The organism is uncultured Methanobrevibacter sp. (genome assembly GCF_947170395.1).
Classification (GTDB): Archaea; Methanobacteriota; Methanobacteria; order Methanobacteriales; family Methanobacteriaceae; genus Methanocatella.
Map to the genome: position 1 here is coordinate 1 of NZ_CAMVTE010000036.1, position 21,267 is coordinate 21,267.

Consider the following 21,267-nt stretch of genomic DNA (forward strand, 5'->3'; position numbering starts at 1 on the left):
AATCTGTATTTTACAGCTTCAATATATTCATCACAGAAATCATGCCAGAAGAATCTTTCGATTGATGTGATTGTTTCGGCAAAGTTATAATCTGCGAAAGCTTCATCAACTGTTTTATTGAGATTGTTTAATTTGGATAAAATCCATAAATCAACCGGTCCCAAGTTATCTTTAACATCTTCATATGAAATTTCCTCATCGAAAATTTGCATGCTAATGAATCTGAATGCATTCCAGAATTTTCTGAGGAACCTATATCCGTGCTTTATGTCTTTCCAGTCAAATATTACATCAGATCCAGGAACACTGTTTGCAGCCCAGGTTCTTAATGAATCAGCACCGTATTGTTCAATGACCTCTTCAGGTCCGACAACAAATTCAGGTCTTGATTTGGACATTTTATTTCCGTCTTCTCCAAATACCATACCGTTAATTACTATATCATCAAATGGTTTTTGGCCAGTTAGGGCAATGCATCTTAAAGTTGTGTAAAATGCCCATGTACGGATAATGTCGTGTCCTTGCGGACGAATATCTGATGGGAAATGATTTATATAATCTTCATCAGGCCATCCTGCAATGGATAATGGTGAAATTGATGAATCCATCCAAGTGTCTAAAACATCCACTTCAGGTATGAACTCTTCACAACCGCATTCACATGCATGTTTTGGCTTATCAACTGTCGGATCAATTGGTAAATCTTCTTCATCCGGCAATATTACCGTACCACATTCCTTACAATACCATACTGGAATTGGAGTTGCAAATATTCTTTGTCTTGAGATACACCAGTCCCATTCCATGGAATCTGCCCAGTTTACCATACGGGATTTCATGTGGTCAGGCACCCATCTCATCTCATCTGCTGCGACTTTTGTTTTTTCAATTAACTCACGTACTGCAACAAACCATTGCTCTTTAAGAAGAATTTCAACAGGAGTTTTACATCTCCAGCATTGACCCACATTCTGGTCAACTTCTTCCTGTTTTAATAAATATCCTTCAGCATCCAGATCTTCAATTGTTTGTTTTTTACAGCTTTGTAAGTCCATTCCTTCATATCTTCCAGCAGCACTTGTTAATGTACCTGTATCATCAATGACATCAATTACTTCCAAATCATATTTTTGAACCCAACTTACGTCAGTTTTATCCCCGAAGGTACAAATCATTACTGCACCTGTACCGAATTCAGGGTCTACTTCTTCATCTGCAATGATTTTTACTTTCTGATGTGATAGAGGAACTTCAACATATTTTCCCAAAAGATGAGCATATCTTTCATCTTCCGGATGAATTACAACTGCCACACAAGCAGACATTAATTCAGGACGGGTAGTTGCAATTAAAATTCCTTCCTCTTTAGGGTCAGCCTGTTTGCCGGATGACTGTGATGATGCAATATCATCATATGAATCTTCAACGGCAGGCGGGAAGTTAACGTAATTTAAAAATGTGGTGTTGTCTGAGTATTCGACTTCTGCAAAAGCAATAGCTGTTTCGCAACGAGGACACCAGTTAACAGGGTGTTTGCCCTGATAGATTAATCCATCCTCATACATTTTTAAAAATGAATATTGGGTTTTTTTCATATACTCAGGAGTCATGGTTACGAATTCACGAGTCCAATCCTGTGAGTAACCCATTGCCTGCATTTGCGCTTTCATTTTTGCAATGTTGTCAGTTGTCAGGTCGACACAATACTCTCTGAATTTAGTTCTTGAAACACCATTTTTCTTAATTCCATGAGTTTCTTCAACCTTTACTTCAGTTGGAAGGCCGTGACAATCCCATCCCTGGGTAAACAGTACATCATGGCCTTTTTGTCTTCTGTATCTTGCATTCATATCAATGTAAACCCAGTTAAGTACATGGCCTAAGTGAATAGAACCTGTTGGGTATGGTGGAGGAGTATCAATAACATATCTAGGACGAGAACCATCTCCAATGTATTTGTAGATGTTTTCATCTTCCCATTTTGCCTCCCATTCTTTTTCTTTTTTAAAATCATAGTCTTTAGGAATTTCTTCTTTTGACATATATTTTCTCCTAAATAATTAAGTAAAAATAATATTATTAAATATGTAGTTTATTATTTAAAAATATTAAGTAAAATATATAGTTAAGTATATTATATTAAAGAAATAGAATAATAATATTATCAATCTATAAAAGGACTGTGTAAAAATGGAATTATTATGGTTTTATGTGGCTATTGTATTGGCTATGAGCGATGTATTGCACACACAATTAATGTGGAAGGTTTTGAATAACTTTTACATTATTTTAGGTGGCCTCATCCAACAAACCACCAAAACAACTTGGCAAACATGGCTTGCACATGAAATAATGGAAGCCGGATTTCATTTTGTAGTTGTTTCAATAGTTTTCTTAAATCCTGTTGTAGGAATTCTTGCAGCCCTAATTCATTTTGTAATTGATGTTTCCCATACAATATTAATACGCAATATGGGTGAACTAGAACATAGAGCTCTTCACTTTGTTGTTGAATCTCTATTTTTCATTTTAATTTATGGATTTTAAAAATAATCAATGGAGTTATTAAATGCCAGTAATTACATTCAAATACCAAGATTTAAAAGATTTAGGAATAGATATGGAAAAAGACGAATTGATTGACACTTTACCAATGATGTCAAGTGATATTGAAGACTTTGACGATGAGGAAATCAAAGTGGAATTCTTCCCTAACAGGCCTGACAATTTGTCTGTTGAAGGAGTAGCTAGATCTTTTAAAGGATTTATTGGCCAGGAAATTGGATTGCCAGATTACAAAGTTGAAGAATCCGGAGAATATGTTGAAGTGGAAGCGGATGTCGCAGAAATCCGACCATATATCGGATTTGCAAAAATAGACAATGTTGATTTTACTGGCGATAAACTGAAATACGTGATGGATTTCCAGGAAAACCTCCATTGGGTAATCGGAAGAGACAGAAAAAAAGTTGCAATAGGTATTCACAATGCAGATGTTGTTGAAGGTCCATTTAAATACATTGCAACTCCAAAAGATGCCAATGCATTTGTTCCTTTGGAAAAAGAATCAGAAATGACTCCAGATGAAATATTAACAGAACATGACAAAGGTAAAGCTTATGCTCATTTAATTGAAAAATTCGACAAATATCCATTGATTTTAGACAAAGACAATAATGTCTTATCCATGCCGCCAATTATTAACGGAGAGTTGACAAAACTCAGGGAAGACACAAAAAACATTATTGTTGATGTGACCGGTACTGATGAACGGGCAGTAAATCAGGCATTGAATATCATCTGCTCATCCTTTGGCGAAGTTGGAGGTCAAATCAGAAGCATGGAAGTCAGATATGAAGACAAAACCATAGTCAGTCCGGATTTAACTCCGCAGAAATGTCTCGTTCATGTTTCAACCGCAAATGAATTGATTGGTGGAACCAGCTTAACTGCAAAAGACATAAAAGAATTGCTCTTAAAGGCACGTTTTGATGCTGAAATCATCAATGACAATGAGGTCAATGCAATCATTCCTGCTTACAGAGTAGACATATTGCATGAGGTGGATGTTGTTGAAAATATTGCAGTCCAATATCATATCAACAGCGTTGAAGCCAAACTGCCTAACATTAACACCGTAGCTTATGAAAACAATTGGTTTAAAGCAGAAAGCACCATCCGTGAAGTGATGGTTGGATTAGGTTTTCAGGAAGTAATGAGCTTAATGCTTACAAATGAAGAGGCACATTATACAAAAATGAACCAGACAGAAGAAGATCATGTTCAGGTTGCAAGGCCCATCACAATTGACAGAACAATGATCAGAACCAGTTTAATTAACAGTCTGATGGAGTTCCTGGAAGACAACAAACATGAAGACCTGCCTCAGAAAATATTTGAAATCGGTGATGTCCTATATCTGGATGATTCAAAAGAAAATAAGACAAGGTCTTCTAAAAAACTAGCCGCTTTAATCTGTCACTCCACAGCCAACTTTACTGAGATAAAATCAGTGATGACAAGTGTTTTAGCCAGCTTAGGTTATACCATGGAGATAACCGACAGTGAAAACAAAACATTTATTGAAGGAAGAGTGGCTGATGTTACTGGAGAATCTCAAAAAGGAACAGTTAAAGGATTCTTTGGAGAAGTATCTCCTGAAGTAATTACAAACTTTACTCTCGAGTATCCAGTTATTGCATTTGAAATCGAATTCATCAACAGATGAATTCCACAACTTATTTTTTCAATACCATAACCTTCTCATTTGCACTTCCATCTGGGAGTAATTATCCGCTGGCTGTGATGTGCCATAATTATTAAAAATAAGTATCAAAATTAATAGAATTATTATAATAACTATTAAAATTATTGTCCATCTTTTCAATTATTCACCAACCATTGTCAAAGTTACTGTTCTGTTGGCTCTTGGTCCATCTAATTCAACGAAAAATACTGATTGCCATGTACCCAAATCAAGTTTACCATTTTTTATCGGCAAACATTCACTTGAAGACAGCAAAAAGGATTTCAAATGGGAAGAGGCATTATTGTCAATCATGTCATGTTTGTAGCTGAATTTATCCGAAACCAAATTGTTAAGCATAAACTCAAAATCAAACAATAGCCCTGCCTCATTTTCATTGACTACAATAGCTGAAGTGGAATGCTTTGAAAATATTGATATGATGCCATCATCAATATCAATTAGACTGTTGATTTGTGGAGTAATGTCAATAATTTCAAAGTTTTTGTTTGTGTTTATTTTAAAAGAAATGGTTGTGACTGTCATTGATTAATAATTTATCTTTCATGATATAAATAAAAAAAGAAAAGGAAAAATATTATTCGAATTTATTTTTACTTCTATAACCGTAAACAAGACATCCCAATAAAAATAGGATACTCAATACAACAAGACCGGAGGTATTGTCAACTGATTTGGAAATTGGCTTTTCTGGAACAACTTCATAAGCTTTTGAGCCTTCACCTGACCCCGCACTTGATGAACCTACATTGACATCTCCCTGTGACATTACATTTTCACCATTGTCTGTAGAATCTTGAGAGATTACATCAGAACTATTTGTTCCGTATTTTCCTGTGGATTCACCATTTGATATATGTGAACTTTGAGAAGTTCCGTCGGCGTAATTTCCTTTGCCATTGCCATTGGACTGAGTTCCATCACTGTTCTGATTTTGAGGATTTTCATCTGAAGAGCCATCATCATCCCTGTAATGTTCATCATTGGATCGAATAGGCTTTTCGGATTCCTGATATCTTTCAGAACCGGACTGAACCTTTTTCTTAATGACCTTTTGAATTCTGTCCCCGACAGTAAACTTAACATCCTGTTCGGCATTAGGTTCAATGTCTTCAGATTGAATTTTTGCAATACCTTCGTTTTCAACCCTTGCAGTATATTTATTTCCGTTTACCTCAACATCGGCCAAATCAAATGCAGGTGAATCAGTAATTGGATTTCCATTTTCATCCTGCAGTTGGATTCCAATTCCATTTTGGATTGTAATTGTATCAAGCTTTAAGATTTTTGCAAGAAGCATCGGGCATATGAATGTGTCTTCACCATCGGTTGAATCGAAATAGTTTTGGTCCAGTTTGAAAACTTCATTGGCAGGATTGTTTTTTGCCTGGAAGTTTTCATTATGAATTAAGGCATTGTTCTTGACAAGCAGTCTTCCATCGCCTTTAGGAGTTCTGAAACTGTCCCCAAACAAAAGACCGTTACCTGTTTCAGCCCCACCAAGTTCACAAAATGGGTCATTACGATTGTGTGAAAACGTATTGGCCATAATTGTATCATTAATGGATTTACAATTAATATAAATACCATTGGTGTTATTGTGTGCGGTATTGTATTTGATAATATTATTGGCCGAATCATCATACATTGATATGCCGTTGAATCCGTTATGATGAATATTATTTCTTAATATGTTACAATTATAAATATTGGAAGTTTCAATACCTGATCTTCCATTATGATGAATATTATCGCCTGAAATATCACTATTTTTTACATCCAGGAGTTGAACTCCATTTTTTGTAGCCTGGGATATGTCATTATTGCTCAAAGTGATTTTTTCGGAATTTTTTATCAGAACAGCATTTTCACCCTTTACAATCCTACTATCTTTTATGGTGACGTCTTTTGCACCGTTAACAATGACAGCATTATCGCATGAATCTGCTATAATCCTAATTCCGGATAAAACACTTCCGGCACTATTTGATGTGAAGTAAAATCCGAAGGTTTCGCTTATTCCCATACTTTTAGCCTTATCACTTACATCGGTTGATACATATACTGTAGCTATCTTATTTGATTTGATGTTGATCTTTTTGTCCACTATAAGTGATATGTCCTTATAAGTGTAATTAACAAATTCAAATGTATCCCCCTCATTTGCATTATCAAACATTGTTTGAATTTCATTGTTTGAAACAGAAGCCCCAATCTGATAAGTTGTAGCATTAGCACTGCCACTTCCATCTGCAGCAGATGCTGCTGAAATAAGGAATAAACTTACAAAACACATGAAAAAAAGAATTGAAACTTTTTTATTCATAATCTCCCCTCATAAACAATAATCACCATTTTAATTTATATTCACAATATGATTCTAATTTAATATTGATTTGTGATTCTAAGAAAATAAGCCCATTAATGCTCATTAAAATAAACAAAATGAACTGATGATAATATAGACGATATATAATTATTTAATATCGATAACATATATAAAGTTTGTTAAATCATGATCCCCTAAAAGCACATAATAACCTTTAAATCCCATATAAATGTTTATAACATTGTTATAATAAATTAAGACATTTTAATTTAAATAATATAAACAACACAAATATAATTTAATTGCTTATCGATAATCTAATTTTTATATGACTTAAGCAAGGTAGATTTAAAAAAAATAAATAAAATGAGTGAAATCATGAATAAAAATAAATTTATGTTAGCTATTTTATTAATATTCGTCGTATTCCTGGGGTCTAGTGCAGTATTTGCAGAAGATGCTGGAAATATGCAAAATAACGATAAATTAGCTGTTGACAATAGCGATGTGTTAACATCATCATCACATACTATTTCACCTGGTGCGACAAGTAATGATATTCAGAACATCATAAATAATATGAATGATGGTGATGTTTTAGACTTCGAAACAGGTACATACAGTGATATTTGTATCTATGTTAACAAAAGCATAACCATAAACGGTAACGGCGCAACATTGACCGGATATGACACTCCTTCAGTCAATAATACTCCAAGTATTATTACCAACGCTACTGCAAAAGGAGGATATGGAATAAGCAATCTAGCTACATTATATGTAATTAACGCAAATAATGTTACCATTAACGGATTGAATATAGTTGGCGGAGCAAATAGCGCATCCACATATTCAAATGCTTTAGTTTACATAACAAATTCACACAATATGACTTTTACAAAAAATACTGTTGACGAATCATCCTGGGGTATTTACATCCAATATTCCCATGATGGAACCTATACTGACAACATAATCCAAAACCAAGCTGTAACCGGGCTTCTTAATTTTGGATCAGCAAGAACAGTAATTGAAAGAAATAAGGTAATCAATGCTAAAAACCATGGTATTGACGTAAGACACGGAACCGGACCAACTGTACAGGTAATCAATAACACAATTATCGGTTCACAAGAAGGAATTTATCTTATGCACTCCACAGGACATACAGCAGCTTTCAACAACATAATAAATTGTAGTATCAGTTCTGTTTCATGTTGTGGATCAAGCAATATTGAAATATACAATAACACCTTCAAAAAATCTAGAATAGGTATTTTATTGAATAGCGGATACAAAAATATTACAGTTGGACCAAATAAATACAATTTAAATAATTTACCTTACCCACCTACTTTTGTATACTACATTGCCGAAGCTCAATCCGATTACGGCAGTGCAACTAATATGATGGGTACTCACAGTGACAGCAGTTCATACAGTCCAACTTACAAAGCATATACTGAAATTCCAACTCCTAAAGATATTAACATCGATTACACCACTATCCTAAGCGAAACCGGAACTGTATACAATGTTCCTGAAGGCACTGCATCAGCAGATATTCAAAAAATGATTGATTCCATGAAAGATGGAGATACCTTAAAATTCAAAAAAAATGCAGTGTACAACAACATTTCCATTTATACTGATAAAAACATTAAAATTATTGGTAATGGAGCTACTTTAGTTGGATATGATAACCTTAATTTAACAAATGTTCCTTCAAAAATCACTGCAACTAGCGCTAACGGAGGATACGGTATTTCCGAACGTGCTGTATTATACTCTGTAAACAATTCTGGCGTTGTAATAAGTAATTTAAACATTGTTTCCAAATATCCCGGATATGAAGCATTATCCGACATTGCAGGTACTGCAAATAATGTTGCTTATAAAAGTGCAGGAATCCGTACCCAGCAAAGTAAAAACATTACCATTACCGGATGTACTATTGATGGTGCATCATGGGGTATTTACCTAGAATACTCTGGCATTGCAATTGTTACAAACAATGAAATCAAAAATCAATTTACTACCGGTATCTTAAACTTCGGTACTCCTGAAAGTATTATTGCAGGAAATACAATTACTAATGTTTCAAACCACGGTATTGACGTAAGACACGGAACAGGCCCTAAAGTTACTGTATTTAACAATACCCTCTCAGGTGCAAGAGAAGGAATTTATCTTATGCACTCACAGGGACACAATGTTTACAACAATACTGTATCAGATTGTTCAATTAGTGGAATTACTGCATACGGATCAGGTAATGAAAACATATTTAATAACAGTATTAGTGGAAGCAGAATAGGTATTTTACTTGGTGGAGGATACTACAATGTAACTATTGGTTTAAACACCTATGACTTAGATTATTTACCATTCCCACCTACATTTGTAACTTACCTTGCTAAAGCTGAAAGTAAATATTACCAAAATGCTGAAGGCACTTACACAACACTCTACGATACAATCATTTCTGCTGATGATGTTCAAACTGGTAAAAATGCTACAGTTGAAGTCAAATTAACAAATGTTAAAGGAAAAGGAATAGCTAACGAAAACGTAAGCGTAGTAATTAATAACATAACTTACAAAAGAGTTACTGACGAAAACGGTACTGCAAAAGTTAATGTATTATTAGATTACGGAATATACGACGTTGCAATGACCTATTCCGGTAAAGACACTTATGTTGGAACTGTTGGAAAATCCAAACTTACTGTTGGAGAAAATGTCCCTACCATCATCAGTATCACCGAAGTGACTGGTGACTGCAACATTACCGGTGTTTTAAAAGACATTGACGGCAATGTAGTTAAAAACAGTGAAATAATAGCTACCGTAGGAGACAGCAACGTAACTGTTACAACTGATGATGATGGTAAATTTACCATTCAAGCAGCAGATAACACTAAAGTTACCATTGTATTCGCAGGTAAAGACGTATTTTCAGCAAGTAACACTACAATTACTTTGAAAGACATTGCCCCTGTAAGGGCTGCAACCAAAATCATTGGTGAAAACTACACCCAATATGCTGTAGATTACTTCGCTGGTGAAAGAGGAGGATTCTTTAAAGTTAAATTAACAGACACAAGTGGTGCTCCATTAGCTAATAAAACTGTAAATATCGGATACAACGGTAAATGCCTTGTATTGGTAAGTGATAAAGACGGATTTGTACAAGTGCAAATCAACTTAGTAGCTGCAAACACTTTAACATTTGCTGTGGCATTTTTAGGTGATGATAACTACGACGCTTCATTTGAAGTATACAAAATCACCATCAACAAAAAGACCACAAGTCTCACAGCTCCAGCAAAAACCTATAAAGCAAGCGCAAAAACCAAATCCTACACAGTAACACTAAAAACAATTAAAGGATCATCTGCAGACGGTAAAACATATCTCGGTTCAGGTAAAACTATTACCTTAACAGTAGACGGTCAAACCTACACAGCTAAAACCAATGCTAAAGGCCAAGCTACCTTTAATTTAAAAATAACCAAAAAAGGTACTTACACCGCTACTGTAAAATACGCCGGAGATAACACCTACAACGCAGCAAAAACAACTGCAAAAATAAAAATTAACTAGAAGAGATTAAATCTCTTCTAAACATTTCTTTTTTAAAAAAAAAATAGTTTATAACAATTAATACATGTTTCTTCTGTTATATGCAACATAGATTATGAATAATCCAACCAGAATCAAAACTATTTGTGGAAATATTGCAAAAATTATTGTTGGAATTACACCCAATTCAGCTAAAAGCCACAATACACCATAAATTACAATTAAAACACCAAACAGAATAGCTACTTTATAACCTATCTCCCTTAAATCAGGAAGCGGCATTCCTCCACCAGTAAACGGCATATTATCACCTATAACTCTTTGGTTCCATCTTCAGTCCCAACAATGACCTTGTCAACCATCTGTGAAAATATTCCATTTTCAACAACTCCAGGAATTGCATTCAAATCAATTTCAAGGTGTGCGGGGGATTCTATTTTATCAAATTTGGCATCGATAACAAAGTTGCCGTTGTCAGTTATTACAGGACCGTCCTTCCTTTGAGCCATTCTGATTTCGCATTCAGCACCCATATCCTCAAGAGCCTGAATAACCATTCTAGATGCATCAGGAAGCACTTCAACAGGCACTGGAAAATTACCCAATTCTTCCACACATTTTGACTCATCGACAATGACAATGAACTCCTTTGCAGCATAATCAACAATTTTTTCTTTTGTATGGGCTGCTCCTCCGCCTTTGATTAAATTAAAGTTGGAGTCAACCTCATCGGCTCCATCTACTGATAGGTCAATGTCATGTTCTTCCAAAGTGGTTATTGGAATATTCCACTGTTTAGCAATTAAAAGTGACTGGAATGATGTTGGAATTCCTAAAACATTAATTCCTTCCTCTTTGATTCTCATGCCTACCTTTTCTATAAAGAAGTGTGTTGTTGAACCTGTACCCAGTCCTAAAACCATTCCATCCTTTACATATTCCGCAGCCTTATAACCTGCATTCTTTTTACTAGAATTGTTACTGCCAGCATCTTTCATTTATATCACAAACCCTAAAGTAAGTTTATTAAGATTATAACCTTTTTTACAATCCTTATGTTTTCCATCATTATTTAAGACAATACATTTGTCGTTTTCCTGCAATCCTTCCGGGAAACACAAATCATGGAATTCACAGGTTTCTTCATCACAATCAGAAGCATTAAATGTGAATGTTGATCCTTCAAAAATATTTTTGGATACAGTCAATAATGTTATCTTTGCCCTGTCAACTTCTACAGGAATGACTGTCTCTTCCGCATGAATTGGGCATTTCTGCTCATTATCCTTAACGTCAATAATTTCATATTTTCTATTTTGCTCCAAATTTCCAATACAAGATGATTTAAATCTGCAATTTTCACACTCTTCGGCAGGACCTAAAAAAACAAATTCCTGCCCTTTTTTTGCCAAACTCTTACCTATTAATGTAATCATCTAAATCACCCCAGTTTTATAAGCCAGTTCATATGCTGCATCACGGCAAATTCCATTGTCGCCCAAAATGGTGTATCTTTCAGGTCTGATTTTATGGGCCATCATCAATGCCTCAATAATATCATCTTCTGCTACTCCAATTTCTGCAGCAGTTGTTGGAGCCTGAACAGCTTTAAGGGCATCCCTAATTGCTTTCCAATCCCCTCCATGAAGATACATCATCATTATTGTTCCGATACCGCATTGTTCACCATGTAAAGCAGGTTTTTCCAAAATCTTATCAAGAGCATGTGAAAACAAATGCTCGGATCCGCTTGCAGGCCTTGATGAGCCAGCTATGCTTATTGCCATTCCCCCGCTGAACAATGATTTCATAACAATTCTTGCACTAGGCTCAAGGTTAGGTTTGATATTTGAAATATTGTCAGTAATAAGATGTGCAGACATTATTGACAATGCCGCCGCCGATTCTGAGAAAGTTTCGTTTTTAAGACGATGCGCCAATTCCCAATCTTTGATTGCTGTGAAATTTGCTATCAGATCTGCACAACCTGCAGCCAAAAGTCTGAATGGGGACTGTGCCAGAATTTCTGAATCTGCAATGACTGCAATTGGAGAATGGGCAGTCATGGATATTGAAGTATCAGGATTTTTTATGGATGCCATAGGAGATACAATACCATCATGTGAAGCGGTTGTTGGCATAGATACAAAGTATACGCCCTGATTGTATGAAGATAATTTTGCTACATCAATAACTTTTCCACCACCAATACCCAAAACGGAAGTTTCCGGAGTAATCAGTTCTTCAACTTCAGATATCGAATCCTGTGATGCATTATCAACTTTAATTACCTCATAGTCAATACCATCTTTTTCAAGACTTTCAATTGCCGGAACTGCACCTACATCATATGTATGGGAACCAGTTACAATTAAAACCTTTTTATCTAAATGCAGAGATTTACAAATAGCTCCAGTATTTTTTATAATGCCTGGATCAATGTAAACTTCACGAGGCATCTGTATTTTCCTTTCAGTCATAAAATATCTCCTAATATATTATACATGAATATATATGTAAAATGTAATTATAAATAAGTTTCTTTTAAATAAGTTTAATAGCTATTAAAAACAGATAAATAAACATTATAAAAAATTATTTAGGTGATATGGTGGAAAATTTTGACGAATGGTTTCATGATATTTTAGAAAAAGCAAATATTACTGATTCAAGATATCCTATTAAAGGAATGGCTGTTTGGATGCCTTACGGTTTTCAGATTAGAAAACACACAATGGAAATTATTAAAAAATTGTTGGACAAAGATCATCAGGAAGTACTGTTTCCAATGCTCATTCCTGAAACCGAACTTGCAAAAGAAGGAATTCATGTAAAAGGATTCGAAGACGAAGTATATTGGATTACAAAAGGCGGTCAGACAGAATTAAATGAACAATTGGCATTGAGACCAACCAGTGAAACTGCAATGTATCCTATGTACGCATTATGGATCAGATCACACATTGACCTTCCAATCAAGTATTATCAAATCGTAAATACATTCAGATACGAAACAAAACACACAAGGCCATTGATACGTGTCCGTGAGATTACCACATTCAAAGAAGCGCATACCGCCCATGCAACCAAAGAGGAATCAGATGAACAAATCCAAGACTTCATTGAAATTTATAAGGAATTCTTTGATGATTTGGGAATCCCATACCTGATTTCCAAAAGACCTGAATGGGACAAATTCCCCGGCGCCGACTACACCATGGCTTTCGATGTCATAATGCCTAACGGCAAAACCCTGCAGGTCGGTACAATCCACAATCTAGGTCAGACATTTGCAAAAACATTCGACATCAAATTTGAAGACAAAGACGGAGAGCACAAATATGTCTATCAAACCTGTGCTGGAGTTTCAGACCGAGTTATTGCATCTTTAATTTCAATTCATGGAGAGGAAAAAGGATTACGCCTTCCACCTAAAGTATCCCCTAACCAAGTAACAATCATTCCAATCTTATTTAAAAAAGGAAGAGAAGAAGTTTTAGCAAAATGCAGTGAAATCAAAGCACAACTAGAAGCTAAAGGATTGAGAGTAAACATCGATGACAGAGACATTCGTCCGGGTAAAAAATTCTTCGATTGGGAGATAAAAGGAACTCCTTTAAAACTTGAACTCGGACCTAGAGACCTTGAAAACAATATCACCATAGCAATGAGAAGGGATGAAGGAGAAAAAATTGAACTCTCTTTAGATGAATCCTTAGCGGACAATGTTTTGGATTTGCTTTCCAAAGCCTCCGAAAACTTATACACCTCAGCATGGGAATTCCAGGAGCAGCATATTAAATTTGCAAACAGTCTGGACGAAATTCCTGAAATTGTCGAATCAGGAAATGTTGCCAAATTCTACTGGTGCGGAGAAGAAGAGGTTGGCCATGAAATTGAAGAAAAAACCGGTTATGATGTTTTAGGTATTCAAGAGGAAGTTTCACAAGGCAAATGTATAGCAAGCGGCAAAGATGCCAAATACATTGCACTAATAGCTAAAACTTACTAGTGATAATATGGATGACATTTACGCAATAATTCCAGTGTCCAAATTCAAAAATGCCAAAACAAGACTTTCCCCATTTCTCACAGAAGAAGAGCGGGAAAAGCTTCTGAAGGTGATGTTGCATGACGTTACCGACACATTAAAAAAACACGTTGATAAAATTTTCATCATTAGCAGGGATGAGGATGTACTGAGTTATGCTGAAAGCCTGAACTTGAACACCATATTGGAGGATGAAAACTCCAATTTGAACAAGGCACTGACACAGGCAATGAAATATTGTAAAGGCAAAGCAAGAAAAATCATTATTGTTCCTTCCGACATCCCCTTAATCGGCAAAACCAATATCCAAATGCTTATCGACGCTTCTAAAAGTCTTGATTTCATAATTGTTCCATCCAAAGGAGGGGGAACAAATATGATAATTATGAAACCTATGGCAATACGCACAAGATTTGAAGGCTTCAGCTATAAGGAGCATGTTCAGGCAGCTGAGAGAAAGAAATTAAATCCGCAGGTTCATGATTCTCTATTTATGGCATTGGACGTTAATACTGCTGAAGATTTGGGAGAAATCATGATTCATGGTGAAAAGACACATACCAGAAAATATCTAAAGGAATTAAAGGTAACTTTTGAACCTTTCCGTGGATCTGAGAGAATAAAAGTTACACGAGCTGATTAAATGATAGTGATGTCAATTGCAGGTGTTGACCCATCGGCAGGAGCAGGCGTTTTTGCCGATTTGAAAACATTTCAGGCCATTGGAGTCTATGGAACAGGCATTGTCACTTCCCTGACTGCACAAAATCCATATAAATTCTTTTCAACATTGCCGATTGGTCCTGAGTATATCGAAGAGGAAATCGATTCCGTTTTGGATGCATATGAAGTTGAATTCATAAAAACCGGAATGCTATACTCACCGGAAATCATCAGATTGGTTTCAAAAAAAATAAAGCAGTACCACCTAAAAGCCGTGGTTGATCCGGTAATGGTTGCAACATCAGGGGGAGATTTAACCAAAGAGGATTTGGCCAGTGCAATGAATAAGCATCTGCTTCCAAACTCGATTTTAACAACCCCAAATATTACTGAAGCGGAAAAATTAACTGGCTTTGAAATTAAAAATGAAGATGATGCTATCAAGGCTTCTAAAGAAATAAAATGCAACAGCATCATTACAGGCGGACACCTGGACGGCATTAACACCATCAACATTGATGGTGAAATTACCATTCAAAAACAGGAACTGATAAAAACAGACAATCTACATGGTACCGGCTGTAACTTATCATCAGCAATCGTAGCTTATCTGGCAAAAAATAATGATTTAAAGACTTCCATTTTGAAATCCCTGAATTATGTTTATGAAGGGATAAAAAATGGAAATTATGGAACATTAATAGCTAAAATATAACTATTATTCTTCCATGTTTAATTTTCCAACAATTGACTCCTGAAGGTCAATGAATTCGCTTGATTCTCTTTTTCTTGGCCTTTCAATATCAACTTCAACTATTTCTGCAATTTTTCCAGGATTCTTATCCATGATTACAATCTTATCAGCAAGATAAACAGCTTCATCGACATCGTGGGTTACAAAAACAATAGTATTTTCAAATCTCTTCCAAACCCCTATGAGCTGTTCTTGAAGTTTGTGCCTATTTTGCATATCCAAAGCAGAAAACGGTTCATCCATCAGCAAGATTGGTGAATGATTAAGCAAGGATCTGATTATTGCAACCCTCTGTTTCATACCACCTGAAAGTTCATGAGGATAGCTATCTTTAAAGTCAATCAAACCGACACTTTTAAGATATCTTTCAGCGGCAGCAATATTTTCTTCCTTTGATCCCTGTTTTGTCATTTCCAAACCGAAGGTTACATTTTGAAGTACGGTCAACCATGGAAACAGAGAATATTGCTGGAAAATAACAGCTCTGTCACCGGAAGGTTTTTTTACAACTTCACCATTGGCAACGATTTCACCGGAAGTAGGATGGTCAAGACCTGCAATCAATCTTAAAAGGGTTGTTTTACCGCAACCTGATGGGCCCAAAAGACAAATCAATTCCCCATCATTAATATTTAAATCAATATCCTCCAAAACAGATAACTTTTCTGTTTTTTTACTTTCAAAGGATTTATTAATATTTTTAATTTCAATTGTCATTAACACACCTACCAGAATATCCTATCTTGAGCTTTTGTAAATACAAAGTCAAAAACAAGCCCGATTAATCCGATTACCAACATACCGACTACAGTAGTACCTGTATCAAACAGGTTTGTTGCAGTTAAAATCATATAACCCAAACCGCTGCTTGAACCAATCATTTCCGCAGAAATTGTACACATCAAAGCAATACCAATTCCTACTTTTAGTCCAGAAACGATATACGGAACAGTAGATGGCACAACAACACGTCTTAAGACATTCCAATCATTAGCCCCTAAGGTTTGAGCCGATTCAACCAAAACCTTATCGGTTCTTTTTACACCATCAATTGTGTATACTAAAATAGGGAACACACATCCCATAAATATAATGAATACAGCCGGAAATGTACCTATTCCAAACCATAAGATTGAAAATGGAATCCAGGCAACAGGAGGAATTGGTCTTAGGACACTTATTACAAAAGTACATAAATCCTCCAGAGTCTTATACCATCCAAGCAATATTCCAACAGGGATGGCAACAACAGAAGCTAAAATCAGACCGGAAAATACTTTAAATAAAGTATCAATAGTGTTAGTAAGAAGTTTTCCATTCTCAATTACTACCAAAGCCGAATTTACAACATCAACAGGGCTCGGCAATATATAAGCAGAAAATAATTCTATGCCATCAGTTATGAAATACCAGAATAATATCAAAATTATCGGTACAATAAATGGAATAAATTTATTTTTATAATTATCAAACATTTCATCACTTAATTAAAATTTTTATACATATATAGTTAGGTTATCATATTATAAAAACTTTAAAAAAAACTGAAAAAAAATAAAATTAAGAAGAATCGGCTACCTCGATAGCTTCAACTTCTATACCTTTATTGAAATCATTATCCTTCAAAACGGATTTTGTACTCATAGCTCCGAACAGCATAGTGGATAAATTATGTATCATTGATGATGTGGTTGGGGGAATTACTCCAAAAACACCTAAAACCAATAAAGAACCGTTTACTGCCACTATATTTCTATAGTTTGTGTTAATCTTATCGAGCATTCCAGTACTTAACTTTCTAAGTGTTACCAAATCATACAAATCATCGGACAATAGGGATATGTCTGCAACCTCACGGGCAATATCGGAGGAATGTTTCATTGAAACAGACACGTCTGCTGCCGCAAGTGCTGGAGAATCATTTATTCCATCCCCTACCATGATTACAGTTTTTCCATCTGCCTTCAGCTCTTCAACAATTCTTGACTTATCTTCCGGAAGGACTTGTGATCTGTATTCAGTAATGCCCAAAGCTTTAGCTCCGGCTTTTGCACCACTTTCACTGTCCCCAGTAAGCATTATGACATTTTCAATACCCAATTCCTTGAGTTCTTCAATGACATATTTAGCTTCCTCTCTTACAGGGTCATCAATGCAGATTACTCCTTCAAGTTTTCCGTTGATGGCAAGATAAACAACTGAATGTTCCTTTTCCACCTTGTCAAGTTTTTTCTGTTGAGTTTTGGTTACCTTAACCTTCTCGTCATCGAACAGGAAATGTTTTGAACCAATGACTGCACGTTTACCGTCATATTCTGTTACGATTCCATGAGCTACAATATATTCCACTTCACTGTGGTCTTCTTCATGTTTAAGACCTTCCATTTCTGCCTGTTTTACAATGGCAGTTGCAATACTATGTGCAAAATGTTCCTCAATGCATGCAGACATTCTTAAGATTTCATCACGCTTGTATCTCCTAGACATTGGAATTACATCAACAACCTTTGGAGTTGCATTTGTAAGGGTTCCGGTCTTATCAAATACGATGGTGTCTGCATTCGCATAGTTTTCCAGGAATTTTCCGCCTTTTACCATCATCCTATTGTCAGATGCTTCGCTCATGGCAGAAATGATGGACAATGGAGTAGTCAGCTTGATTGCGCATGAAAAATCAACCATCAAGACAGATAATGCTTTTGATGCGTTTCTAGTAAACAGATAAGTCAGTGCTGTTGCAAGGAAACTATAAGGAACAATCGAATCGGCTAATTTTTCGGCCTTGCTTTGAGTATCGGCTTTAAGCTCTTCTGAATTTTCAATCAAGTCAATAATCTTATTCAACCTTGTTTCCTTATTTATCGAATAAGTTTCGACAATTATATTTCCCTCTTCCACAACAGTTCCCGCATGAACGGTTTTTCCATTGCGTTTATGAACTGCCAACGGTTCACCAGTCATTGAAGCTTCATTGACCATTGCTTCGCCTTCAATTACTTTTCCATCTACAGGTATCACATCACCCATATGAACTTTGATCTTATCTCCTTTTTCAATATCCATTGCAGAGATTTGTGTTTCTTCGCCGTCTTCTCCTACTACCCATACAGTGTCAATATTTAAAGCCAAACTGTCTTTCAAGTTGCTTTTAGCTTTTTGTATAGTGTAGTCCTCAAGTGCATCGGAGATTGACAACAAGAACATCATTGAGCTTGCAGATGCATATTCGCCTTGCCATAGGGCTCCGGCAACTGCTGCACCGTCGAGCAATGCAACATCCATACGGAAATCAGTTAAACTGTCCAATCCTTCCCAAAGATATTTAATAGCACGGTAATATGTCAAAACATTTTTAACAGGAAGAGGTAAGAAAATTCTTCCTAAAAACCTCTTGAAAATCATTTTTGATATCTTTAAATAAAAATCATCTGAAATTTCTTTTGAAACCTGAATTTGTGTTGGTTCAGCTTCAAATAAATCCCTTATTGTGATTTTATTTAAGAATTTGAAAATCTTTTGCTTGTTTTGGCTAGATTCATCATAATAAATTGTAATACTGCCGTTTCTATGGGAGGTATAGACTTCATGAATAAAATCCTGTTCTAAAAGTAATGAGGCAAGGCCATAACCTTCCTTTTTAGTGAAAGCCCATTGACCTGAACGAACCCTTAAACGAGATCCGTTATCATACATCACTTTATATTTCATTTTTTAACCTTAAAAGTAAAATCAGTCTTTAGCTTCAACGTAAATTTCTTTTTTATCTTCATCGTGAGCATCTAGGACAATTTCTTCAGCTTCTTCCCTCATATCCTGGAAAGTTTCTTCAGCATCTTTTCTAACAGCCATTACACTTGCCATTCCTTGAGTTGCAGCATCTTTGACTACTTTAGATTCCAATACTTTTTTACCGACGATAGCGGTTGCAATTCCTGCTGCAAAAATTAATGCATGTTTATGTTCTACACATTTATCAAAAAATTCTTTTTGTACCATTTTTCTACTCTCCTATATTTATAAAAATAAAATGCTCAGCTATTAATATTTAGGCATACCTAATATTTAAATTTTAGGTTTACCTAAAGATATTATTAAATACTAAAAGAAAAGAAATAATGATATTAAAGGTGCAGCATGAATTCCGACAAAAAGTTTTTCTCAAAAATAGGAACAAATTACCTGATATTTGGAATATCCGCATTGATACTTCAAATCATTGCAGTAACCATCATTGGTGCAGCAAACCCCAATTTAATCAATGACTTCAACATATTGGTGATATTAACTGCATTCTGCAATTATATACTTCCATTTCCAATTTTTTACTACCTGATGAAAAAAATTAAAGTGATAAAACTGGAAAAGCAAAAACTGAGCCTTAAAACATTTCTGATTTATATTGCAACCACATTTACGTTAATGTGGATTGGAAACATTATCGGACTAATAATAACCGCTGCAATAGGTACCGTTACACAGACAGATATTGCAAATCCCGTTCAGGAGCTGATTAACTCATCTGAAATCTGGCTGAATCTAGCATTAATCAGCATCATAGGCCCTATTTTTGAAGAACTGTTCTTTAGAAAGTTACTGATAGACAGATCAATAAAATACGGTGCCAAAGTTTCAATAATACTGTCCGCAACAATATTCGCATTTTTCCATGGAAATCTAAACCAATTCTTTTACGCATTTTTAATTGGAGGATTTTTCGCATACGTTTATATAAAAACCGGAAAAATAATCTATCCGATCATATTGCACATTATTGTCAATCTAATGGGATCAATTGTTAGCCTATTCGTTGTTGAAAGTGCCGACAGGATAGTCAGTGGAACCTATGGAACCTTTGACGTTAGTTTTGTAGTGATTTATGTAATAATTATTTTGGTTTGCCTGTTAATCGGATTGATTACATTAAGCAGATACAAAAAAGCCAAATTCAATGGCGCTAAAACCGAAATAGCCTTAAGACAACCATGGAAAACCATGATTTTGAATTATGGAATGATTTTCTTTATGGCATTTTTCATTTTTCAAATTGTTTATCAGTTATTGGCATGACTGACTTTTTTATTTTGAGATAACTATTTATTTAAGTTCATAACTATTTGCAATGCTAGAAAAGTAAGTGGTCCAGACACTCTGCCAAAAACAAACCGTCACAAAACCCAACAAGTAATTTTAAAAAAATAATGCAGAATGCACAATAAGAAATGAAACACAATACAAAAAAATAAAAAAATAGTTAAGAGAAGAGATTAAGCTTTATCTTCTCTTTCTTCTTCAATAGCGTCAGTAACACTATTCAATATCTGAAGTGACTTGGAAAATGCAGGCATACCTGAAGTCAATAATACTACCCTTAAAACATCCACAATTTCTTCTTTAGTAATGCCTAATACTTCAATTGCACTTCTGATTTGTTTTTTGGTAGCTCTTGGGTCTGCACGGGAAGCAGTAATACCAATAGCTATTAATTTTTGAGTTTTATAATCCAAGACCTTGCCGTCCCATACTGTATCGTTAATGTTGGATACCAACTCATACAAATCAGGATATTCATCTTTTAATTCTCGGATACCTTTTCCGTAATATACATCTCCTTTCATATA

19 protein-coding genes are annotated in these 21,267 nt (G+C 35.2%); 7 read left to right on the forward strand and 12 right to left on the reverse strand.

Annotated features, from left to right (window positions below):
• A partial coding sequence (locus tag Q0W04_RS08990; protein WP_298502303.1) for a valine--tRNA ligase occupies positions 1–2,042 on the reverse strand: 2,042 nt, incomplete at its 3' end.
• Between the two features lie 148 nt (positions 2,043–2,190).
• Here Q0W04_RS08990 and Q0W04_RS08995 point away from each other — a divergent pair.
• Positions 2,191–2,547, forward strand: a complete 357-nt coding sequence (locus Q0W04_RS08995) for a hypothetical protein (RefSeq protein WP_298502308.1) — start codon at positions 2,191–2,193, stop codon at positions 2,545–2,547.
• A 22-nt stretch (positions 2,548–2,569) separates the two neighbouring features.
• The gene (gene pheT / locus Q0W04_RS09000) at positions 2,570–4,228 is read left to right on the forward strand and encodes a phenylalanine--tRNA ligase subunit beta (protein ID WP_298502311.1); all 1,659 of its coding nucleotides are present in this window, start codon (positions 2,570–2,572) and stop codon (positions 4,226–4,228) included.
• A gap of 159 nt (positions 4,229–4,387) precedes the next feature.
• On the opposite strand, the gene Q0W04_RS09005 is transcribed toward pheT, so the two are convergent.
• Positions 4,388–4,792, reverse strand: coding sequence for a secondary thiamine-phosphate synthase enzyme YjbQ (locus Q0W04_RS09005; protein ID WP_298502314.1), 405 nt, complete (start codon positions 4,790–4,792; stop codon positions 4,388–4,390).
• 52 nt (positions 4,793–4,844) lie between these two features.
• Complete coding sequence (locus Q0W04_RS09010) at positions 4,845–6,593, reverse strand: right-handed parallel beta-helix repeat-containing protein (protein WP_298502316.1); 1,749 nt, start codon at positions 6,591–6,593, stop codon at positions 4,845–4,847.
• A gap of 381 nt (positions 6,594–6,974) precedes the next feature.
• Between Q0W04_RS09010 and Q0W04_RS09015 the strand changes: the two genes are divergently transcribed.
• Positions 6,975–10,202, forward strand: coding sequence for a right-handed parallel beta-helix repeat-containing protein (locus Q0W04_RS09015; RefSeq protein ID WP_298502319.1), 3,228 nt, complete (start codon positions 6,975–6,977; stop codon positions 10,200–10,202).
• A gap of 57 nt (positions 10,203–10,259) precedes the next feature.
• Here the strand turns inward: Q0W04_RS09015 and Q0W04_RS09020 are convergent, their stop codons facing one another.
• Genes Q0W04_RS09020 through Q0W04_RS09035 form a run of 4 tightly spaced genes read right to left on the reverse strand, consistent with a single transcriptional unit; the run spans position 10,260 to position 12,661 of the window.
• Positions 10,260–10,484 carry a hypothetical protein gene (locus tag Q0W04_RS09020; RefSeq protein ID WP_298502321.1) on the reverse strand — a complete coding sequence of 75 codons (225 nt, stop codon included), beginning with the start codon at positions 10,482–10,484 and terminating at the stop codon, positions 10,260–10,262.
• An 8-nt stretch (positions 10,485–10,492) separates the two neighbouring features.
• On the reverse strand, positions 10,493–11,179 hold the full coding sequence (rpiA, locus tag Q0W04_RS09025; protein WP_298502323.1) for a ribose-5-phosphate isomerase RpiA: 687 nt from the start codon (positions 11,177–11,179) through the stop codon (positions 10,493–10,495).
• A complete protein-coding gene (locus tag Q0W04_RS09030; protein ID WP_298502326.1) occupies positions 11,180–11,617 on the reverse strand; it encodes a UPF0179 family protein in 438 nt (145 codons plus the stop codon).
• Positions 11,618–12,661: an NAD(P)-dependent glycerol-1-phosphate dehydrogenase gene (locus tag Q0W04_RS09035; protein ID WP_298502330.1), complete on the reverse strand. Its 1,044-nt coding sequence runs from the start codon at positions 12,659–12,661 to the stop codon at positions 11,618–11,620.
• A gap of 128 nt (positions 12,662–12,789) precedes the next feature.
• On the opposite strand from Q0W04_RS09035, the gene proS reads away from it, so the two are divergent.
• The 3 genes from proS to thiD are packed head-to-tail and all read left to right on the forward strand — an operon-like array spanning position 12,790 to position 15,610.
• The gene (gene proS, locus Q0W04_RS09040) at positions 12,790–14,193 is read left to right on the forward strand and encodes a proline--tRNA ligase (RefSeq protein WP_298502332.1); all 1,404 of its coding nucleotides are present in this window, start codon (positions 12,790–12,792) and stop codon (positions 14,191–14,193) included.
• Positions 14,194–14,200: 7 nt separating this feature from the next.
• On the forward strand, positions 14,201–14,875 hold the full coding sequence (gene cofC, locus Q0W04_RS09045; protein ID WP_298502335.1) for a 2-phospho-L-lactate guanylyltransferase: 675 nt from the start codon (positions 14,201–14,203) through the stop codon (positions 14,873–14,875).
• Positions 14,876–15,610 (forward strand): bifunctional hydroxymethylpyrimidine kinase/phosphomethylpyrimidine kinase, encoded by a 735-nt coding sequence (gene thiD, locus Q0W04_RS09050; protein ID WP_298502340.1) that lies wholly within the window; start codon positions 14,876–14,878, stop codon positions 15,608–15,610. It abuts the gene before it with no gap.
• Positions 15,611–15,613: 3 nt separating this feature from the next.
• Here thiD and Q0W04_RS09055 read toward each other — a convergent pair whose 3' ends face one another.
• From Q0W04_RS09055 to Q0W04_RS09070, 4 genes are all read right to left on the reverse strand, one after another.
• Positions 15,614–16,366: an ABC transporter ATP-binding protein gene (locus Q0W04_RS09055; RefSeq protein ID WP_298502343.1), complete on the reverse strand. Its 753-nt coding sequence runs from the start codon at positions 16,364–16,366 to the stop codon at positions 15,614–15,616.
• An 8-nt stretch (positions 16,367–16,374) separates the two neighbouring features.
• Positions 16,375–17,124, reverse strand: coding sequence for an ABC transporter permease (locus Q0W04_RS09060; protein WP_298502347.1), 750 nt, complete (start codon positions 17,122–17,124; stop codon positions 16,375–16,377).
• Between the two features lie 85 nt (positions 17,125–17,209).
• Complete coding sequence (locus tag Q0W04_RS09065; RefSeq protein ID WP_298502349.1) at positions 17,210–19,357, reverse strand: heavy metal translocating P-type ATPase; 2,148 nt, start codon at positions 19,355–19,357, stop codon at positions 17,210–17,212.
• A gap of 21 nt (positions 19,358–19,378) precedes the next feature.
• Complete coding sequence (locus tag Q0W04_RS09070; RefSeq protein WP_298502351.1) at positions 19,379–19,645, reverse strand: DUF6110 family protein; 267 nt, start codon at positions 19,643–19,645, stop codon at positions 19,379–19,381.
• A 138-nt stretch (positions 19,646–19,783) separates the two neighbouring features.
• Here Q0W04_RS09070 and Q0W04_RS09075 point away from each other — a divergent pair, with 138 nt between their 5' ends.
• A complete protein-coding gene (locus tag Q0W04_RS09075) occupies positions 19,784–20,716 on the forward strand; it encodes a CPBP family intramembrane glutamic endopeptidase (RefSeq protein ID WP_298502353.1) in 933 nt (310 codons plus the stop codon).
• A 197-nt stretch (positions 20,717–20,913) separates the two neighbouring features.
• Here Q0W04_RS09075 and Q0W04_RS09080 read toward each other — a convergent pair whose 3' ends face one another.
• Positions 20,914–21,264 (reverse strand): carboxymuconolactone decarboxylase family protein, encoded by a 351-nt coding sequence (locus Q0W04_RS09080; RefSeq protein ID WP_298502355.1) that lies wholly within the window; start codon positions 21,262–21,264, stop codon positions 20,914–20,916.
• Between the last annotated feature and the right edge of the window lie 3 nt (positions 21,265–21,267).

Coding starts and splice junctions, on each gene's coding strand:
- Q0W04_RS09055 (WP_298502343.1), bottom strand. CDS start 16,366: ATGACAATTGAAATTAAAAATATTAATAAATCCTTTGAAAGTAAAAAA.
- pheT (WP_298502311.1), top strand. CDS start 2,570: ATGCCAGTAATTACATTCAAATACCAAGATTTAAAAGATTTAGGAATA.
- Q0W04_RS09060 (WP_298502347.1), bottom strand. CDS start 17,124: ATGTTTGATAATTATAAAAATAAATTTATTCCATTTATTGTACCGATA.
- proS (WP_298502332.1), top strand. CDS start 12,790: ATGGTGGAAAATTTTGACGAATGGTTTCATGATATTTTAGAAAAAGCA.
- Q0W04_RS09035 (WP_298502330.1), bottom strand. CDS start 12,661: ATGACTGAAAGGAAAATACAGATGCCTCGTGAAGTTTACATTGATCCA.
- Q0W04_RS09080 (WP_298502355.1), bottom strand. CDS start 21,264: ATGAAAGGAGATGTATATTACGGAAAAGGTATCCGAGAATTAAAAGAT.
- Q0W04_RS09075 (WP_298502353.1), top strand. CDS start 19,784: ATGAATTCCGACAAAAAGTTTTTCTCAAAAATAGGAACAAATTACCTG.
- rpiA (WP_298502323.1), bottom strand. CDS start 11,179: ATGAAAGATGCTGGCAGTAACAATTCTAGTAAAAAGAATGCAGGTTAT.
- Q0W04_RS09065 (WP_298502349.1), bottom strand. CDS start 19,357: ATGAAATATAAAGTGATGTATGATAACGGATCTCGTTTAAGGGTTCGT.
- Q0W04_RS09070 (WP_298502351.1), bottom strand. CDS start 19,645: ATGGTACAAAAAGAATTTTTTGATAAATGTGTAGAACATAAACATGCA.
- Q0W04_RS08995 (WP_298502308.1), top strand. CDS start 2,191: ATGGAATTATTATGGTTTTATGTGGCTATTGTATTGGCTATGAGCGAT.
- Q0W04_RS09015 (WP_298502319.1), top strand. CDS start 6,975: ATGAATAAAAATAAATTTATGTTAGCTATTTTATTAATATTCGTCGTA.
- thiD (WP_298502340.1), top strand. CDS start 14,876: ATGATAGTGATGTCAATTGCAGGTGTTGACCCATCGGCAGGAGCAGGC.
- Q0W04_RS09030 (WP_298502326.1), bottom strand. CDS start 11,617: ATGATTACATTAATAGGTAAGAGTTTGGCAAAAAAAGGGCAGGAATTT.
- Q0W04_RS09005 (WP_298502314.1), bottom strand. CDS start 4,792: ATGACAGTCACAACCATTTCTTTTAAAATAAACACAAACAAAAACTTT.
- Q0W04_RS09010 (WP_298502316.1), bottom strand. CDS start 6,593: ATGAATAAAAAAGTTTCAATTCTTTTTTTCATGTGTTTTGTAAGTTTA.
- Q0W04_RS09020 (WP_298502321.1), bottom strand. CDS start 10,484: ATGCCGTTTACTGGTGGAGGAATGCCGCTTCCTGATTTAAGGGAGATA.
- cofC (WP_298502335.1), top strand. CDS start 14,201: ATGGATGACATTTACGCAATAATTCCAGTGTCCAAATTCAAAAATGCC.